Below are 14,591 nucleotides of genomic sequence, written 5' to 3'. Positions count from 1 at the left end.
GACTCCTAGGGGTCAGGCGTTGCCGATGTCAGGTTGCGCAGCCGCCGCTTCGCGACGGCCCTGCATGCGGGCTTGCAGCAGGTCGGCCTCGTGCGCGTCGCGCAGCATCTTGGCCAGCGTGAACACGTTCGAGATCAGGTACAGCCAGCTGACGCCCAGATAGGCCTTCCACACCGGCTGGATCTCCATGCGCCACAGGCCCCAGCCCGTCAGACCCATGGCCAGCGCGAAGCCCGCCCACACAACGATGCGCCACATCGGCGTATCGACCGTGCGGTCCTGGTTGTCGCGGATGAACTTGGCAAGCGCGAACGCGGTGGACAGGCAGAACACGTAGCCCATCACCATGAAGGCACGGTCCAGGTCTTGGCCTGGCAGCCAGGCCAGGCCGGAGCCGCACAGCATCACGCTGAGGCCGAACGAGATCCAGACCTGCAGGCGCCAGGCGCTGCTGTCGCGGCGGATGTACGGGGTGGATGACATGGTGGCTCCCTGGCTGGTTTTGGAATGGGCGCGATGTTGCGCGAAGCCGGGGGGTGTGCACGCGGGAATAGTTCCGAGGCGCGCGGCGAGCGCCGCGGAGTAGCGTTTCACGATACCGGTGCCTGATCGAAGTGCGGCCGGGTCGCAAAAACCGCTGCCGACCACCGCGCGCCGCGCCAGCGCGCCAGCCGTTTCAGCGCCAGGTCGAACAGCAGCGGGTTGTGCTCGCGCAGTTGCGCCAGGGCGGGTGCGTCGGTGGCGTCCAGCAGCCCGGCATCCACCAGCCGGGGCAGGCGTACGGCGGCGGGAATGCCCGGTAGTGGGTAGTCGGAGCCGTGTAACAGCCGCGGGTGCCAGTCGTCGCGCGCCAGCAGCGTGCGGCCGACGTGGGGCTGGCGGTTGGTCTGCAGCACGACGGAGATGTCGCCCAGCAGCCGGCCGCCCCAGTCCTCGTCCATCAGCCGCGCGAACAGCGAGAAGGCCGGGACCTCGCGCGGGCGAATCTGGTCCAGATCCAGCGCGCTACCCAGCGACGCGCAATGCGCGATGACCACACGTACGCCGCGCTCCAGCGCCGCGCGCACCAGCAGCGGGTTGCCCAGCTCGTCGCGGCCGGCGCCGGGCACGGCGCGCTCCTCGCCGCAGTGCACGATGACCGGCAGCCGCGTGGCCGCCAGGCGGTCGTAGAACGGGCGCAGCCGCGGGTCGCGCAGGTCGATGTTCATGCTGGACGGCAGCCATTTCAGCGCGACGGCGCCGCCCGCGAGGGCCGCATCCAGCCGCGCCAGCGCATCGGGCCGGTAGGGATGGATGGACGCGACCCAGGCGAATCGCTGCGCATGCTCGGCGGCGATGCGCGCGGCGTAGGCGTCGGGCACGTGGAAGGTGGTGTGCGCCGCGTGCGGCCGGCCGGCGTCGTCGCAGGCGTGGTCGAACGCGAACAGCAGCCAGCGCGCGCCGACCGGGAACTCGTCGGCCAGCGCGCGCAGCCGCTGCACATAGACGCGGTCGACGCTGGGCGCGTCGGCCGGCACGCAGGCGGCGTTCAGGATGAAGCGCTTGCGCAGCATCTCCACCGGGTGCCACCACTGGCTCAGCTGCGCGTTGACCGTGCAGCCGGAACCTGAATCACCGGTGCCCAGCAGGTGGGTGTGCACGTCCCACAGCTGCTGCACATCCACCCCGTCGAAGGTGCGCGCGAGCAGCGGCCGCAGCACGTCGGGAATGCCGCTGCGGCAGGATTTGAGCAGGCCGGCGCGTGCGGGAGCGGCGAGCGCGGTGAACAGGCCGGCGGCGGCGCCGCAGCACAGCAGGTGGCGTCGATTGAGCATAGGCGAAGGGTCAGGGGTTGCCGAGGGCCGCGAGCTTCACGGCGCGCCCTGCATCAGCCGTCGTTTTGTCGCGGCGTCGCGGCGGCTGCGTCCGCCGGTGCCGGCATGCGCTACCGTTCGCGCCCATGTCGAGCACGCAATCGCTGGTGGCCCTCATCAAGGCCGAACTGAAGAGCCAGGGCCGCAGCTATGCCGAGCTGGCGCGCGAACTGGACCTGTCCGAGTCCAGTGTGAAACGCATGCTGGCGCCGGGCGGCGAGATGCCGCTGTCGCGCGTGGATGAGATCTGCCGCGTGCTGAAGCTGGACTTCGCCGAGCTGGCCGCGCGGCTGGCGCGCGAGGCGCCCGCGCAGCGCGAGCTGAGCCTGGAGCAGGAAAAGGCGGTCGTGGCCGATCCCAAGCTGCTGCTGGTGGCCATCTGCTGCCTGAGCCTGTGGGCGCTGGAGGACGTGCTGGCGCGCTACCGGCTCAGCGAGGCCGATGCGGTCGCGGCGCTGGCCAAGCTGGACCGGCTCGGTGTCATCGAGCTGCGCCCGCACAACCGCTACAAGTTGAAGGTCGCTAAGACGCTGCGCTGGCGCCCGCAGGGTCCGGTGATGACCTTCTTCCGCGAGTGCGTGATGGCCGACTTCTTCGCCGGCGGATTCGACGGCGAGGGCGAACTGCTGACGCTGGTGCACGGCGAGTTCGGCGCCGGCCATGCGCGCGAGCTGGCCGAGCGGCTGCAGCGCACCGCCGACGACTTCGCGCGCCAGCACCTGCTGGACCAGAAGCTGCCGTCGGCCGAAAAGCGGCCCTACAGCGTCGTCATTGGCCTGCGGTCATGGGTGTTCGAGGCGTTCCGCGATCTGGAGCGGCCGGGGCTGGGCCAGCGCAAGGGCGTGGCGGGTGGCGGCACACGCGCCTGACGCGACTCGCGGTTTACCAGAACTCCCAGCGGCCGGTCGCGATGACCCACACTCCCAGCATGCCGTTGGTCACTGCATGCGCGATGACCGCCATCCACAGTTTGCCGGTCTTGCGGTACAGCCACGCGTAGGCCAGGCCCGCGACGATGGCCGCCAGCCACAGCGTGTGCGCGAGCGTGAAGACGAAGGTCGACAGCACGATGGCGCGCGCGCCCACCTGCTGCGGGTCCACGCGCTCGAAAACGGGGTTCTCGATCCAGCGCATCAGGAAGGAGCGCCAGAACAGCTCCTCCATCAGCGGCACCACCAGCGCCGCGCCGATGAGGCGCAGCGCGATCAGCGGCCAGATGGGCTGGCCCTGGGCGTCCAGCGGCACGAAGCTGGCGGTGGCGCTGCCCAGCTGCATCCACGGCGCGTCCAGCTGGATCCAGATGACGAACACGATGATGCCGACGATGACGGCCCAGGCGGCCTCGCTGGCGTCCGGCAGGTTCTGCCGCACCAGCTCGCCGTAGCCACGCCAGTACCAGGCCATCAGGCCGGCGACGACGACGGTCTGGACGCCGTAGATCCAGCGCGCGTCCAGCCCCAGGTCGGCGGGCAGGTAACCCCGCAGCGCCAGGAAGGCCATGAAGACGATGAAGGGGATGCAGCGGGCCTGCGCGGCCGGGCTGAAGAGGGGGGCGGAGCTGGACATCGAGCGCCAGCTTAGCCGCAGCAGATGAAGACCCGGCCGCGCCCGGCCCCCAGGTTCGGGGTGCCGGGCGGCGGGCGACGGCGCCGCGTCAGCCCAAGGCGGCCAGGCGGGCCTGGATGCGCTCGCGCGTCTGCGGCAGCGCGGCTGGCAGCCCCTGGGCAAGCTGCGCGAACAGCTCGTCGTGCAGCCGCATCTCGGCCTGCCACTCGGCGGTGTCGATGCGGGTCACGGCGTCGAACTGGGCCGGCGAGAAGTCCAGCCCCTGCCAGTTCAGGTCGGCGTAGCCGGGTGTCACGCCGAACACGTGCTCGGTGCCGCCTCCGTTGCCGTCCAGGCGGTCCAGCATCCACTTCAGCACGCGCATGTTCTCGCCGTAGCCGGGCCAGACGAACTTGCCGTCGTCACCCTTGCGGAACCAGTTGACGCAGTAGATGGCCGGCAGCTTGGCGCCGGACGCTTGCAGCTTGGCGCCCAGGTCCAGCCAGTGCTGGAAGTAGTCGGCCATGTTGTAGCCCATGAAGGGCAACATCGCGAACGGGTCGCGGCGCACCACGCCCTGCTGGCCTGCGGCGGCGGCGGTGGTCTCGCTGCCCATCGTGGCGGCCATGTAGACGCCTTCGGCCCAGTCGCGCGCTTCGGTCACCAGCGGCACCGTCGTCGAGCGGCGTCCGCCGAAGATGAACGCGTCGATGGCGACACCGGCTGGGTTGTCCCAGTTCTCGTCGAGCGCCGGGTTGTTGGTGGCGGCGATCGTGAAGCGCGCGTTCGGGTGGGCCGCCGGCCTCGCCTTTCCGTTCTCGCCGGTGGCCTTGGCGATCTCGGGCGTCCAGTCCTTGCCCTGCCAGTCGATGCAGTGGGCGGGCGGCGTGTCCGTCATGCCTTCCCACCAGACGTCGCCGTCATCCGTCAGCGCCACGTTCGTGAAGATCACGTCGCGCTGCAGGCTGGCCATGCAGTTTGGGTTGGTGTGCGCGTTGGTGCCGGGCGCCACGCCAAAGTAGCCGGCCTCGGGGTTGATGGCGTACAGGCGGCCGTCGCTGCCCGGCTTGATCCAGGCGATGTCGTCGCCGATGGTGGTGATCTTCCAGCCGTCGAACGCGGCGGGCGGGATCAGCATCGCGAAGTTGGTCTTGCCGCAGGCGCTGGGGAAGGCGGCGGCGATGTGGCGCTTCTGACCGGTGGGGCTTTCGACGCCCAGCACCAGCATGTGCTCGGCCAGCCAGCCTTGGTCTCTGCCCATGGTGGACGCGATGCGCAGCGCGAAGCACTTCTTGCCCAGCAGCGCGTTGCCGCCGTAGCCCGAGCCGTAGCTCCAGATCTCGCGCGTCTCGGGGTAGTGGACGATGTACTTGGTGGCGTTGCACGGCCAGCTCACGTCGGCCTGACCCGGCTGCAGCGGCGCGCCGACCGTGTGCACGCAGGGCACGAACTCGCCATCGGTGCCCAGCAACTCGACGACGGCGCGGCCCATGCGCGTCATCGTGCGCATGTTGACAGCCACGTACGGGCTGTCGCTCAGCTCCACGCCGATGTGGGCGATGGGGCTGCCCAGCGGACCCATGCTGAACGGCACGACGTACAGCGTGCGGCCGCGCATGCAGCCTTTGAACAGCGCGGGGGTTCCGTCAGCCTGGCCGGTCTGCAGCAGCTCGCGCATGGCGGCCGGGGCCATCCAGTTGTTGGTGGGGCCGGCGTCGTCCTGACGTTCCGAGCAGATGAAGGTGCGATCCTCAACGCGGGCGACGTCGCTGGGGTCGGAGTTGGCGAGGTAGCTGCCCGGGCGCAGCGCCGGGTTCAGCTGCTTGAAGGTGCCGGCAGCGACGAGCTGGTCGCACAGGCGCTGGTACTCATCGGTGCTGCCGTCGCACCAGTAGACGTTGGTGGCCTCGGTCAGCGCCGCGATCTCGGCGACCCAGGCGATGAGCCGGGCGTTCTTCACGTAATCAGGCAGGTTCAGCCGCAGGCCCTGCATGGCGGGTTGGTTCATGGGAAAGCTCCAATCATGGGGATGTGTTTGGGACAGCCCCTGGAGCTGGCCCAAGTACACCGGGCCTGGGGCCAGGATTGTCTGAGCCAATGTAATCACGCCGTAACCACCAAGGCGGGTGGTGCCATGCAAAACAAGAATAGGTCCATGCTGGCGGCGCCTGTGGCGCGGTGGACCTGTCAGTCGGCGACCGTTTGCGGTCGTTCGTCGTGAAACGCGATGAAACACAGCGGTGTCAGCGGGCGGCGGCAATCAAGCTCTCCGGGCTGCCCGCATCGGGGTTCACTGGCCGTCGAACGTTCTGAGCAGTTGCTTGAGGCGTTTGCGCCCGTCACTGTTTGTGCCCCTGTACGCCTTCAAAGCCAGCGCCAGGAACTGTTGCTCGCCGGGCGACAGCCCCGTCGGCGCCCGCTCATCGTCCAGCCAACCGGCTGGCTTGCCGCAGTGCTGCTCAATCTGTCGCGCCAGCTTGTCGCCGATGGGCCGGGCGCCGCTCTTGGCCATCGACCACGTAGCGCCACTGACCTCGATCCGCGCAGCCCACGCGGCCTCGAGCCCCTTGGGCGGGTCGCCCGCCGCGATGCGCTCCTCGGCGAAGGCCTGGAAGAGCGACAGGGCGTTGAGTCGGCGAAACGTCGAGATGCTGGACACGGCTTGTGTTGTGAAAACACTTCACATTCATTCTAGGTGCTCCCACAGGGTTGACGTTGACGTGAACACTCTTCACAATCCGCTCATTCGTTGATTCACCCCCAACCCATTCGGTCTCATCATGTCTCGCCTAGTCCACGCCACTAACGCCAAGCGCCCCTTCCCGGGCGAGATGGCCTTGTGCGTCGCCGCGGGGCGCCATGAGAGCGTGCTGGCACTGAGCCAGCCGCGCCATGACCGATACGAGGGTGATGCAACACGACCGGGGAAAGCTCCAGCCCACTGAAGCTTTCAACCTCCAGGGATCTCGCGATCCCCAGAAGCCCGGTCTCCCCCAGGAACCGGGCTTTTTGTTTGGCTCCTGCTGTTCACGTCGATTCCCTCAGAGCTGCGCTGACGGGCGTTCCTGCAGGCCGAGTCGTACCTGATGCCATCTCGGGTGTGCCCGTGCACAAGCACTGGCTAGCCTGGTGTGCATGTGTGCCCCAGCACGTTCTGCAGACGGAGCCGGCATGCAGCGGTTCAGTCGAGCTTTCCTCGCCTGGATCGCGTGCGGACACAGCCGAGATGACATTGCCTCGTTAGCTCAGTGGAGAAGAGCGCCGGCCTACGAAGCCGGAGGTCGGAGGTTCGACCCCTTCACGAGGCGCCACACACAGCGGAGCTCGGCTTCGCATCACGGACGCTTGGCAGAGTTGGTCGATTGCGCCTGGCTGTAAACCAGGTCCTCACGGCACGGTGGTTCGAATCCATCAGCGTCCACCACATCAACAACGTCCCGTTGGACTTCGGGTGAGGTCCTCGGCCCTTCAAGCCGAAGAGGCGGGTTCGACTCCCGCACGGGATACCAGACCCAGAAGCCTGTCGTCGAGCTCTCGCTTCGACAGGCGCAAACCGGCCGCAACGATTGGGCGGCGTCGGAACCCGTCACCGACAACCATTCCGAGCATTGAAGGATGACCCGTATGTGGCGCAATCGGGGGAGCGCTGCTGCTCTGCGAAGACGGTTGCAGGTTCGAGTCCTGCCGCACGGACCAAGAGCCAAGGAGCCGCCATAGCTCAGTTGGAAGAGCGCCGGTCTGTCGAACCGGAGGCCGCGGGATCGAAGCCCGCTGGCGGCGCCAGTTTGAAGATTCAGTGCGTTTGGGGTTGACCGTCGCCTAGTGGCCTAAGGCTCAAGGTCGTGACCCTTGCATCACCGGTTCGAAGCCGGTCGGTCAACCCCAAGCGCATTCGCACCCCCCTGGCGGACATGGCAGACGCAACGGTCTCAGAAGCCGTGGCCGCAAGGCATGCCCGTTCGACCCGGGCCGAGGGGACCACCACAGCCGGGAGAACACCATGAAGAAGATCCAGAACGAAGCCAGCTTTCGAGGTCATGAGCAAGCGCCGCAAGGGGTTCCCCTCTGAGACGCAGGTCAAGCGCGGTGACCGCATCGTGGACGCGCACTAGGAGCTGATCGAGAAGCTCGGCCGCAACGATCCGTGCCCTTGCGGATCCGGGAGGACGTTTCAAGCGCTGCTGCTTGAGCAGCGGCTGGTTTTGACGGCGTGAACCGGCATCACTACCGGCGCTGATCCCGCGTCGATCCAAACACCAGGTGGGGTGTAGCTCAATTGGAAGAGCAGCGGACTTTGACTCCGCAGGTTGCAGGTTCGAACCCTGCCGCCTCTGCCAGAGAACTTGAACCGTGCCTGTCGCAGAAAGGAGGCCGCCATGCACGACGTATTGCAGTTGGACATCACTGGCCTCCCGCAGGCCTGGATCTCGGTCGAGCAGGCGGCGGTGCACGTTGCCACGCACTCGGTGGCCTGGTCGCTCGGCGACGAGCCGCTGGCCGTGCTGCGTGGCGGCATGAATGCCGACACCGGGCGCCAGTCCGTGCTCGAAGTGCCAGCGATCCTGGCGCTGCGCGGCAGCTCGCGGCTGAACCTGTTCGACATCACGCCCTGCTACAGCAAGGGCAAGGTCCTGCGGCGCGACCGCCAGACCTGTGCCTATTGCGGCACCTGGCATGAGCGGCGTGACCTGACCGTCGACCACATCCTGCCCGCGTCTCGTGGTGGGCCGCTCAGCTGGATGAACACGGTCGCCGCCTGCCGCGCGTGCAATGCGCTGAAGGCCGACCGCACGCCGGAACAGGCGCGCATGCCGCTGCTGTTCATGCCCTACGTACCCAGCCGCTTCGAGGACTTCCTGCTTAAGGGCAGGCGCATTCGGGCGGACGTGCATGAATGGCTGGCCGCCCGGCTGCCGAAGGAATCGCGCCTGAGCTGACCCTGAGCGGTCAGCCCGGGCGCTTGACCACGTCCCACGTCAGCCCGAACTTCAGCAGGTACTTGCGCAGTCGATCGGCGTCGTTGATGACCGTGCGCTGCGCGCGGGACCGATCAAAGAGCCGGCGCCCTGCTTCTGACAGCGTTGAGGATGCTTGGCAGACGCGCACGACCGCCTCCAACTGCAGGCTGTCAAACAGATCCAGCGATTCCTCGATCTCTGGCGACAGCAGCGAGCCCAGTTCAACCGCGGCCTCGGCCTGGCGATTCCCCACGGGCTTCCAGAGCCACTGCAGCCGCTGAATCTCCGCATCGACCAGGGCCGTCGAGATGCGCCCGCCATCCGCCAGCGTCGCCATCCGCGTCACGCTGGCCATCAGGTCCCGGAAGTTGCCGCTCCAAAGTGCTTCCGCAGAGCGCGCGAACCGCAGGTATCTGGCCTTCGCCTCCACGTTGAACCGCACCGCGCGACCGGACTCCGTCGCGAACCGTGCCAGCAAGTGGTCAATGTTGGGCTCGATGTCCTCCGGACGCTGCGCCAGGCCCGGCAGGGTGTACGCCCACAGGTTGATCCGCGCAAACAGGTCTTCTCGAAAGCGCCCCTGGGCCACGTCAACGCGCAGGTCGCGGTTGGTGCCGGCGATCAGTTGGAAGTCGCTGCTGACCTCTCGGTCGCTGCCCATCGGGAAGAAGCGCTTCTCCTCCACCGCTTTGAGCAGCATGGCCTGCTCGTCCAGTCCCAACTCGCCGATCTCGTCGAGGAAGAGCACGCCCTGGTGGGCGGTGCGCAGCAGGCCGGCCCGGTCCGCCGCCGCACCGGTGAAGGCGCCCTTCTTGTGGCCGAACAGCGTCGAAGCCGCGCTGTCGCCGCGCAGCGTCGCGCAGTTGACCTCCACGAAATCGCCCTGCACCTGGTGCCGAGACTTCTTGAGCTCGAACATGCGCCGTGCAAGATGCGATTTGCCGGCACCCGTGGGGCCCGTCAGCAGGATCGGAGCCTGCGACCGGATGGCTACGCGTTCGATCTCCTCGATGAGGGCGTTGAAGCGCTGGTTGCGCGTGGGGATGCCGCTCTTCAGGAAGTCCAGCGCCTCGGCGTGGGCCTGGTTGAAGCGCTGGGCCAGAACGTCGTAGCGGGACAGATCCAGGTCGATGAGTGTGTAGCTGCCCGGGTTGCCCGCCTGCTGCTTCTTGGGCGGCGCCGTCTGCAGCAGCACGCCCGGGATGAAGCGCGACTCCACCATCAGGAACATGCAGATCTGTGCGACGTGGGTGCCGGTGGTGATGTGCGCCCAGTACTGCTCGTGAGCGAGGTCGAAGCGGTAGGCGCGCGCCCAGTCGTAGAGCGCGGCATACATCTCGCCAAAGTCCCACGGGTCGGCCACGTCCATCGGCACGAGGTTGACCAAAGTGTCCGGCGAGGCGCTGGCGATGTCGCGCACGAGCTGCTGCGCGAGCGCGGTGTGCTTGAGCGAATGCAGCAGCTCCAGACGGTCGACCAGCGTGTCTTCATGCTGGACAAGGGACACCGTCGGGCGCCACTTTTCCCAGCGGCCCGCGCCTTGGCCGGCGTCGAGCTGGGAGCCGAGGAAGCCGATGACGACGGTTTTCTTGGGCATAGCTAAATAGATGTATGACTAGCTACAAGTCTAGTCTCCAAAGCATTTCGGACAGCGCGCTGATGGTTCATCAGTTAACGACTCGCAAGTTTTATTCAATCAGATCAAGGACTTGCCGCTTGGGCACGTCGCCCCGCGTAAACCTGGCACACCCGTTGCAATGAAGAAGGCACAAACGAAACGTTGAATGCACAAGAGGAGAACCTCATGGTCAACACCCAGCTCTTCCACACGATCAAAGGTGCCCTGCTGCCCGCAGCCACGGCCCGTAACGCCGAGCAAGCCCCGGCCTACGCATTCGGTCCCCGCCACCGGCTCGCCCAACTGGCGGCTACCGGCTGCCTTAGCCGCACCTTCTATGCGGATGCTGAGCAGCAGCTCGACCAGGTGCTCGCGCTGACCCAGACGCTGGAGCCCGCCTTCATCGCCAAGACCGCGATCTACGGTCGCCAGTCCGGCTACATGAAGGACATGCCGGCGCTGCTGGCCGCGAGCCTGGCCGTGCGCGATGTCGCCCTGCTGAACCAGGTGTTCTCGCGCGTCGTCGACAACGGCAAGATGCTGCGCAACTTCGTGCAGATCCTGCGCAGCGGCGCCGTGGGTCGAAAGTCGCTGGGGTCGCGCCCCAAGAAGCTGGTGCAGCAGTGGCTGCTGACGGCGACCGAGAAGCAACTGCTGAACGCTGCCGTGGGAAACACGCCGTCGCTGGCGGACGTGGTCAAGATGGTTCACCCCAAGCCTGCCGAGGTCTGGCGTGCCGCATGGTTTGCGTGGCTCATCGGCCGGCCTTTCGATGAAGCGGCTCTGCCGACCATCACCCAGACTTTCGAACGCTTCAAGCGTGCGGCCGCGCAGGGCGAGGCCGCCGAGCTGCCGGACGTGCCATTCCAGATGCTGACCGCATTGCCGCTGACCTCCCCCCAATGGGCGCAGATCGCTCGCCAGGGCTCGTGGCAGATGGTGCGCCAGAACCTGGCCACCTTCGCGCGGCATGGCGTGTTCGACCTCCCCGGCATGACCGAGGTGGTGGCCGCTAAGTTGAGCGACGCCCAGGCCGTGGCCAAGGCGCGAGTGATGCCGTACCAGCTGCTGTCCGCCTTCAAGGCGGCCGGCGAGTCGGTGCCGGCGCAGGTGCGCGAAGCGTTGCAGGATGCGATGGAGCTGGCGCTGTCCAACGTGCCGGCACTGACGGGTCGTGTCGTGGTGTGCCCCGACGTGTCGGGCTCGATGAGCTCGGCGGTGACGGGTCTCCGGGGTTCGGCGACGTCCAGCGTGCGCTGCATTGACGTGGCTGCCTTGGTGGCTGCGGCGGTGTTGCGCAAGAACCCGCAGGCTCGGGTGCTGCCGTTCGAGCAGGATGTGGTGAAGCTGCAGCTGAACGCTCGCGACTCGGTGATGACCAATGCCCAGGCCTTGGCCAAGATCGGTGGCGGCGGTACCAACTGCAGCGCGCCGCTGGCGGTGCTGAACCGTGAGCGAAGGGCGGTCGACGTGGTGATCCTGGTCTCGGACAACGAGTCCTGGGTCGACGCCAACCGGCGCGGTGCGACGCAGACCTTGCGCGAGTGGGAAGTGCTCAAGCAGCGCAACCCGAAGGCGCGCCTGGTGTGCATCGACATCCAGCCCACCGCGACCACGCAGGCGGCGGAGCGGCACGACATCCTGAATGTCGGCGGCTTCTCGGATGCAGTGTTCACGATGGTGGCTAATTTCGCCGCCGGCACGATGGACGCCGAACACTGGGTCGGTGAGATCGACAAGGTGTCGCTGGCCGCTCAGTAAGGCCACGACACCAACCTTTGGAAGGTGTCCCGGGCGAATGCCTGCAGGAGTACAGCACCCTTTGGCCGCGCGGGCCCGCAAGCCCGCAACGGAGAGCCCGTAGGCCGCTCTTGCAACTCTCGTCACCCGGGGCACCAACCTTTCAACACAGCACGCGTCGTCGCGTGGCGAATGCAGGTGGGACTACATCCAAAACGTGTCTCACCGCCTGTTAGTCGCCACGCGGGGGCTCTGGTTTTGCGCGAATGCTGGCAGGACTACATCGGGTACGCCAGGGGTTCGAATCCCCAGCTGGGCAACCAGTTCGGCTACGTCTTGCCGTCCCTTGTCGCGCTGTTTTTTGAGATGCCTTGCTGCGAATGCAGGTGGAACTACAGCCTTCTAAGCTCGATGTCGCGGGTTCGAGTCCCGCCGGTCCCAAATCAGGGGGACCGTAGCTCAGTGGTAGAGCACGACGTTTCACCGCCCCTTGTCGCAGCGGGGCATCACTTTTTTGATTCCGGGCGCGCTGGCACAGAAGGGAGCGCCACTGCCAAAAATGATTGACATGCCGGCAGCCTGGGTAGCACCAGGTGCAGCAGGCAAGTTGGTCGGCGAGCACGGTTGAGGATGCAGGTGCCGGCTCCGATGACGGGTCGTCACTGGCGCGCGTTTCCAATCGCCGACGATGCCACTGGCCTAGAAACCGTGGTTGCTGCATTGATGCGGGTTCGAATCCCGTCGCGTCCACCAATGAAAAGCCAAGAGAACAACATGAACTACAACATCGAACAACCTGAAGGCGGCGTGCCGATCAAGATGTGGACGCAGGGCGTCCCGGTCGAGCCCGAGGCCAAGCAGCAGCTCGCGAACGCCGCCAAGCTGCCCATCATCTTCAAGCACATCGCGGCCATGCCGGATGTGCACCTGGGCATCGGCGCGACCGTCGGCTCCGTGATCCCGACGATCAAGGCCATCATCCCGGCCGCGGTCGGCGTGGACATCGGCTGCGGCATGATGGCCGCGAAGACCACGCTGCGCGCTGAAGACCTGCCGGACAGCCTGGCCGCCCTGCGCTCAGCGATCGAGAAGGCGGTGCCGCACGGCTCCGCGCCCAAGCACCGTGGCCGCGACCCTGGCAGCTGGGAGAACCCGCCCGAAACGGTGGACCAAGTCTGGGCCACGCTGGTGGACGAGTTCGACGCGCTGTGTGAACTGCACCCGCGCCTGAAGAAAACGAACAACCGCAAGCACCTGGGCACACTGGGGACGGGCAACCACTTCATCGAGGTCTGCCTCGACGAGGTCGGCTTCGTCTGGTTCATGCTGCACTCGGGCTCGCGCGGCGTGGGCAATGCCATCGGCACGCACTTCATCGAGCTGGCCAAGAAGGACGCGGAGCGCAACATGCGCAACCTGCCGGACAAGGACCTGGCCTACTTCGAGGAAGGCGCGCAGCACTTCGGCGACTACGTGCGCGGCGTGTCCTGGGCGCAGAGGTTCGCGATGAAGAACCGCGAGGTGATGATGGCCAACCTGATCGCCACCGTGCGCTCGGTCATCACCAAGCCTTTCGAGGCGCACGTCGAAGCCGTGAACTGCCACCACAACTATGTGCAGCAGGAGCGCCATTTCGGTGAGGACGTCTTCGTGACCCGCAAGGGCGCCGTGAGCGCCAAGCGCGGCGAGATGGGCATCATCCCGGGCAGCATGGGTGCGCGCAGCTACATCGTTCGCGGCCTGGGCAACCCGGAGAGCTTCGAGAGCTGCAGCCATGGCGCCGGCCGCGTCATGAGCCGTACCAAGGCCAAGAAGATGTTCACCGTCGAGGACCAGGTCAAGGCCACCGAGGGCGTCGAGTGCCGCAAGGATGCCGACGTCATCGACGAGATCCCGATGGCCTACAAGGACATCGACGCAGTGATGGCCGCGCAGAGCGACCTGGTGGAAGTAGTGCACACGCTGAAGCAGGTGGTTTGCGTGAAGGGATGAGCGGGTGAGGGCTTCGTGCTTTCACCCACTCAGCCGAAAAGAATGAGGAGGGAGAGCATGAAGGAAGAATCCGTACTGAGCGCCCATCCCGTGTCGGATGAGATGCGCGCCACCGTGCTGCAGAACCTGGCGACCCTGGAGCAGCAGCATGACGTGAAAGTGCTGTTCGCTTGCGAGTCCGGCAGCCGCGGCTGGGGCTTCGCGTCGCCCGACAGCGACTATGACGTGCGCTTCATCTACGTGAACCGCCTGCCCTGGTACCTGACCGTGGAGCCCGGCCGCGACGTCATCGAGCAGCCCATCAGCGGCGAGCTGGACATCAACGGCTGGGACCTGCGCAAGACGCTGCAACTGCTGAAGGAGTCCAACCCGACGCTGCTGGAGTGGCTGCGCTCGCCCATCGTCTACCAGCAGGATGCCGAGTGGGTCTCACGCCTGCTCACGCTGGCCGAGGAAGGCTTCTCGCCGGTGCGGGGCTATCACCACTATGTGTCGATGGCCAAGAAGAACTTGCGCGAGCACCTGTACGGCGAGGTCGTTCGATACAAGAAGTACCTCTACGTGCTGCGCCCTTTGCTGGCGGCGCGCTGGATTCGTGAAGGCCGCGGCGTGCCGCCGATGCGCTTCGCTGAGCTGGCCAGCCAGACGCTGACCGACCGTGCGGTGCTTGAGGAGGTGAACGCGCTGCTCGAAGTGAAGATGCGCGCCGGTGAATCGGCGACCAGCCCACGCTGGGTGGGCATCCACGACTTCATCGAGGCCGAGCTGGCCGAGGCGACGAGCTTCACGCCGGACAAGGGGCCCAAGGCCGACGCGCGGCAGCTGGACCGGTATCTGCACGACGCCGTTCTGCACTTCGGAGCGGAAACCTAGAACAACAAGAGA

12 protein-coding genes and 6 tRNA genes are annotated in these 14,591 nt (G+C 66.7%); 12 read left to right on the top strand and 6 right to left on the bottom strand.

The genetic code is table 11. The features are described 5' to 3' along the window. Window positions 1-12 precede the first annotated feature (12 nt). The gene (locus ACG02S_RS10585; protein ID WP_394470416.1) at window positions 13-483 is read right to left on the bottom strand and encodes a YiaA/YiaB family inner membrane protein; all 471 of its coding nucleotides are present in this window, start codon (window positions 481-483) and stop codon (window positions 13-15) included. A 107-nt stretch (window positions 484-590) separates the two neighbouring features. Further along, window positions 591-1,814, bottom strand: coding sequence for an amidohydrolase family protein (locus ACG02S_RS10580; protein ID WP_394470415.1), 1,224 nt, complete (start codon window positions 1,812-1,814; stop codon window positions 591-593). Window positions 1,815-1,939: 125 nt separating this feature from the next. On the opposite strand from ACG02S_RS10580, the gene ACG02S_RS10575 reads away from it, so the two are divergent. Then, entirely contained in the window at window positions 1,940-2,722 is a 783-nt protein-coding gene (locus ACG02S_RS10575) for a helix-turn-helix domain-containing protein (RefSeq protein WP_394470414.1), read from the top strand. A 13-nt stretch (window positions 2,723-2,735) separates the two neighbouring features. Here the strand turns inward: ACG02S_RS10575 and ACG02S_RS10570 are convergent, their stop codons facing one another. The 3 genes from ACG02S_RS10570 to ACG02S_RS10560 form a co-directional block, all read right to left on the bottom strand. Beyond that, window positions 2,736-3,419: a CAAX prenyl protease-related protein gene (locus ACG02S_RS10570; protein ID WP_394470413.1), complete on the bottom strand. Its 684-nt coding sequence runs from the start codon at window positions 3,417-3,419 to the stop codon at window positions 2,736-2,738. 88 nt (window positions 3,420-3,507) lie between these two features. After that, window positions 3,508-5,406: a phosphoenolpyruvate carboxykinase (GTP) gene (locus ACG02S_RS10565; RefSeq protein WP_394470412.1), complete on the bottom strand. Its 1,899-nt coding sequence runs from the start codon at window positions 5,404-5,406 to the stop codon at window positions 3,508-3,510. A 282-nt stretch (window positions 5,407-5,688) separates the two neighbouring features. Continuing rightward, the gene (locus ACG02S_RS10560) at window positions 5,689-6,057 is read right to left on the bottom strand and encodes a hypothetical protein (RefSeq protein WP_394470411.1); all 369 of its coding nucleotides are present in this window, start codon (window positions 6,055-6,057) and stop codon (window positions 5,689-5,691) included. Window positions 6,058-6,632: 575 nt separating this feature from the next. Here ACG02S_RS10560 and ACG02S_RS10555 point away from each other — a divergent pair. The 8 genes from ACG02S_RS10555 (at window position 6,633) to ACG02S_RS10520 (ending at window position 8,335) form a co-directional block, all read left to right on the top strand. Continuing rightward, a tRNA-Arg gene (locus tag ACG02S_RS10555) sits at window positions 6,633-6,709 on the top strand. A 28-nt stretch (window positions 6,710-6,737) separates the two neighbouring features. After that, window positions 6,738-6,822 (top strand) — tRNA-Tyr (locus ACG02S_RS10550). Between the two features lie 10 nt (window positions 6,823-6,832). Further along, window positions 6,833-6,907 (top strand) — tRNA-Glu (locus tag ACG02S_RS10545). A gap of 111 nt (window positions 6,908-7,018) precedes the next feature. Next, window positions 7,019-7,094, top strand: a tRNA-Arg gene (locus ACG02S_RS10540). Window positions 7,095-7,105: 11 nt separating this feature from the next. Beyond that, window positions 7,106-7,181: transfer RNA gene (locus ACG02S_RS10535), tRNA-Asp, on the top strand. Between the two features lie 116 nt (window positions 7,182-7,297). Next, window positions 7,298-7,379, top strand: a tRNA-Leu gene (locus ACG02S_RS10530). A 134-nt stretch (window positions 7,380-7,513) separates the two neighbouring features. Further along, window positions 7,514-7,612: an SEC-C metal-binding domain-containing protein gene (locus ACG02S_RS10525; protein WP_394470712.1), complete on the top strand. Its 99-nt coding sequence runs from the start codon at window positions 7,514-7,516 to the stop codon at window positions 7,610-7,612. Window positions 7,613-7,774: 162 nt separating this feature from the next. Then, entirely contained in the window at window positions 7,775-8,335 is a 561-nt protein-coding gene (locus ACG02S_RS10520; protein ID WP_394470410.1) for an HNH endonuclease, read from the top strand. A 10-nt stretch (window positions 8,336-8,345) separates the two neighbouring features. Here ACG02S_RS10520 and rtcR read toward each other — a convergent pair whose 3' ends face one another. Continuing rightward, the gene (gene rtcR / locus ACG02S_RS10515; RefSeq protein ID WP_394470409.1) at window positions 8,346-9,953 is read right to left on the bottom strand and encodes an RNA repair transcriptional activator RtcR; all 1,608 of its coding nucleotides are present in this window, start codon (window positions 9,951-9,953) and stop codon (window positions 8,346-8,348) included. 207 nt (window positions 9,954-10,160) lie between these two features. Between rtcR and ACG02S_RS10510 the strand changes: the two genes are divergently transcribed. The 3 genes from ACG02S_RS10510 (at window position 10,161) to ACG02S_RS10500 (ending at window position 14,579) form a co-directional block, all read left to right on the top strand. After that, entirely contained in the window at window positions 10,161-11,735 is a 1,575-nt protein-coding gene (locus ACG02S_RS10510) for a vWA domain-containing protein (protein WP_394470408.1), read from the top strand. A 753-nt stretch (window positions 11,736-12,488) separates the two neighbouring features. Further along, a complete protein-coding gene (locus ACG02S_RS10505) occupies window positions 12,489-13,706 on the top strand; it encodes an RtcB family protein (RefSeq protein WP_394470407.1) in 1,218 nt (405 codons plus the stop codon). Window positions 13,707-13,763: 57 nt separating this feature from the next. Further along, the gene (locus ACG02S_RS10500; protein ID WP_394470406.1) at window positions 13,764-14,579 is read left to right on the top strand and encodes a nucleotidyltransferase domain-containing protein; all 816 of its coding nucleotides are present in this window, start codon (window positions 13,764-13,766) and stop codon (window positions 14,577-14,579) included. The last annotated feature ends 12 nt before the right edge of the window (window positions 14,580-14,591 follow it).

It is taken from the genome of Pelomonas dachongensis, from assembly GCF_043555865.1.
GTDB classification, from domain to species: Bacteria; Pseudomonadota; Gammaproteobacteria; order Burkholderiales; family Burkholderiaceae_C; genus Pelomonas; species Pelomonas dachongensis.
Note: the sequence above shows the minus strand (reverse complement) of the source record. Positions and strands in the feature narration are given on the sequence as shown.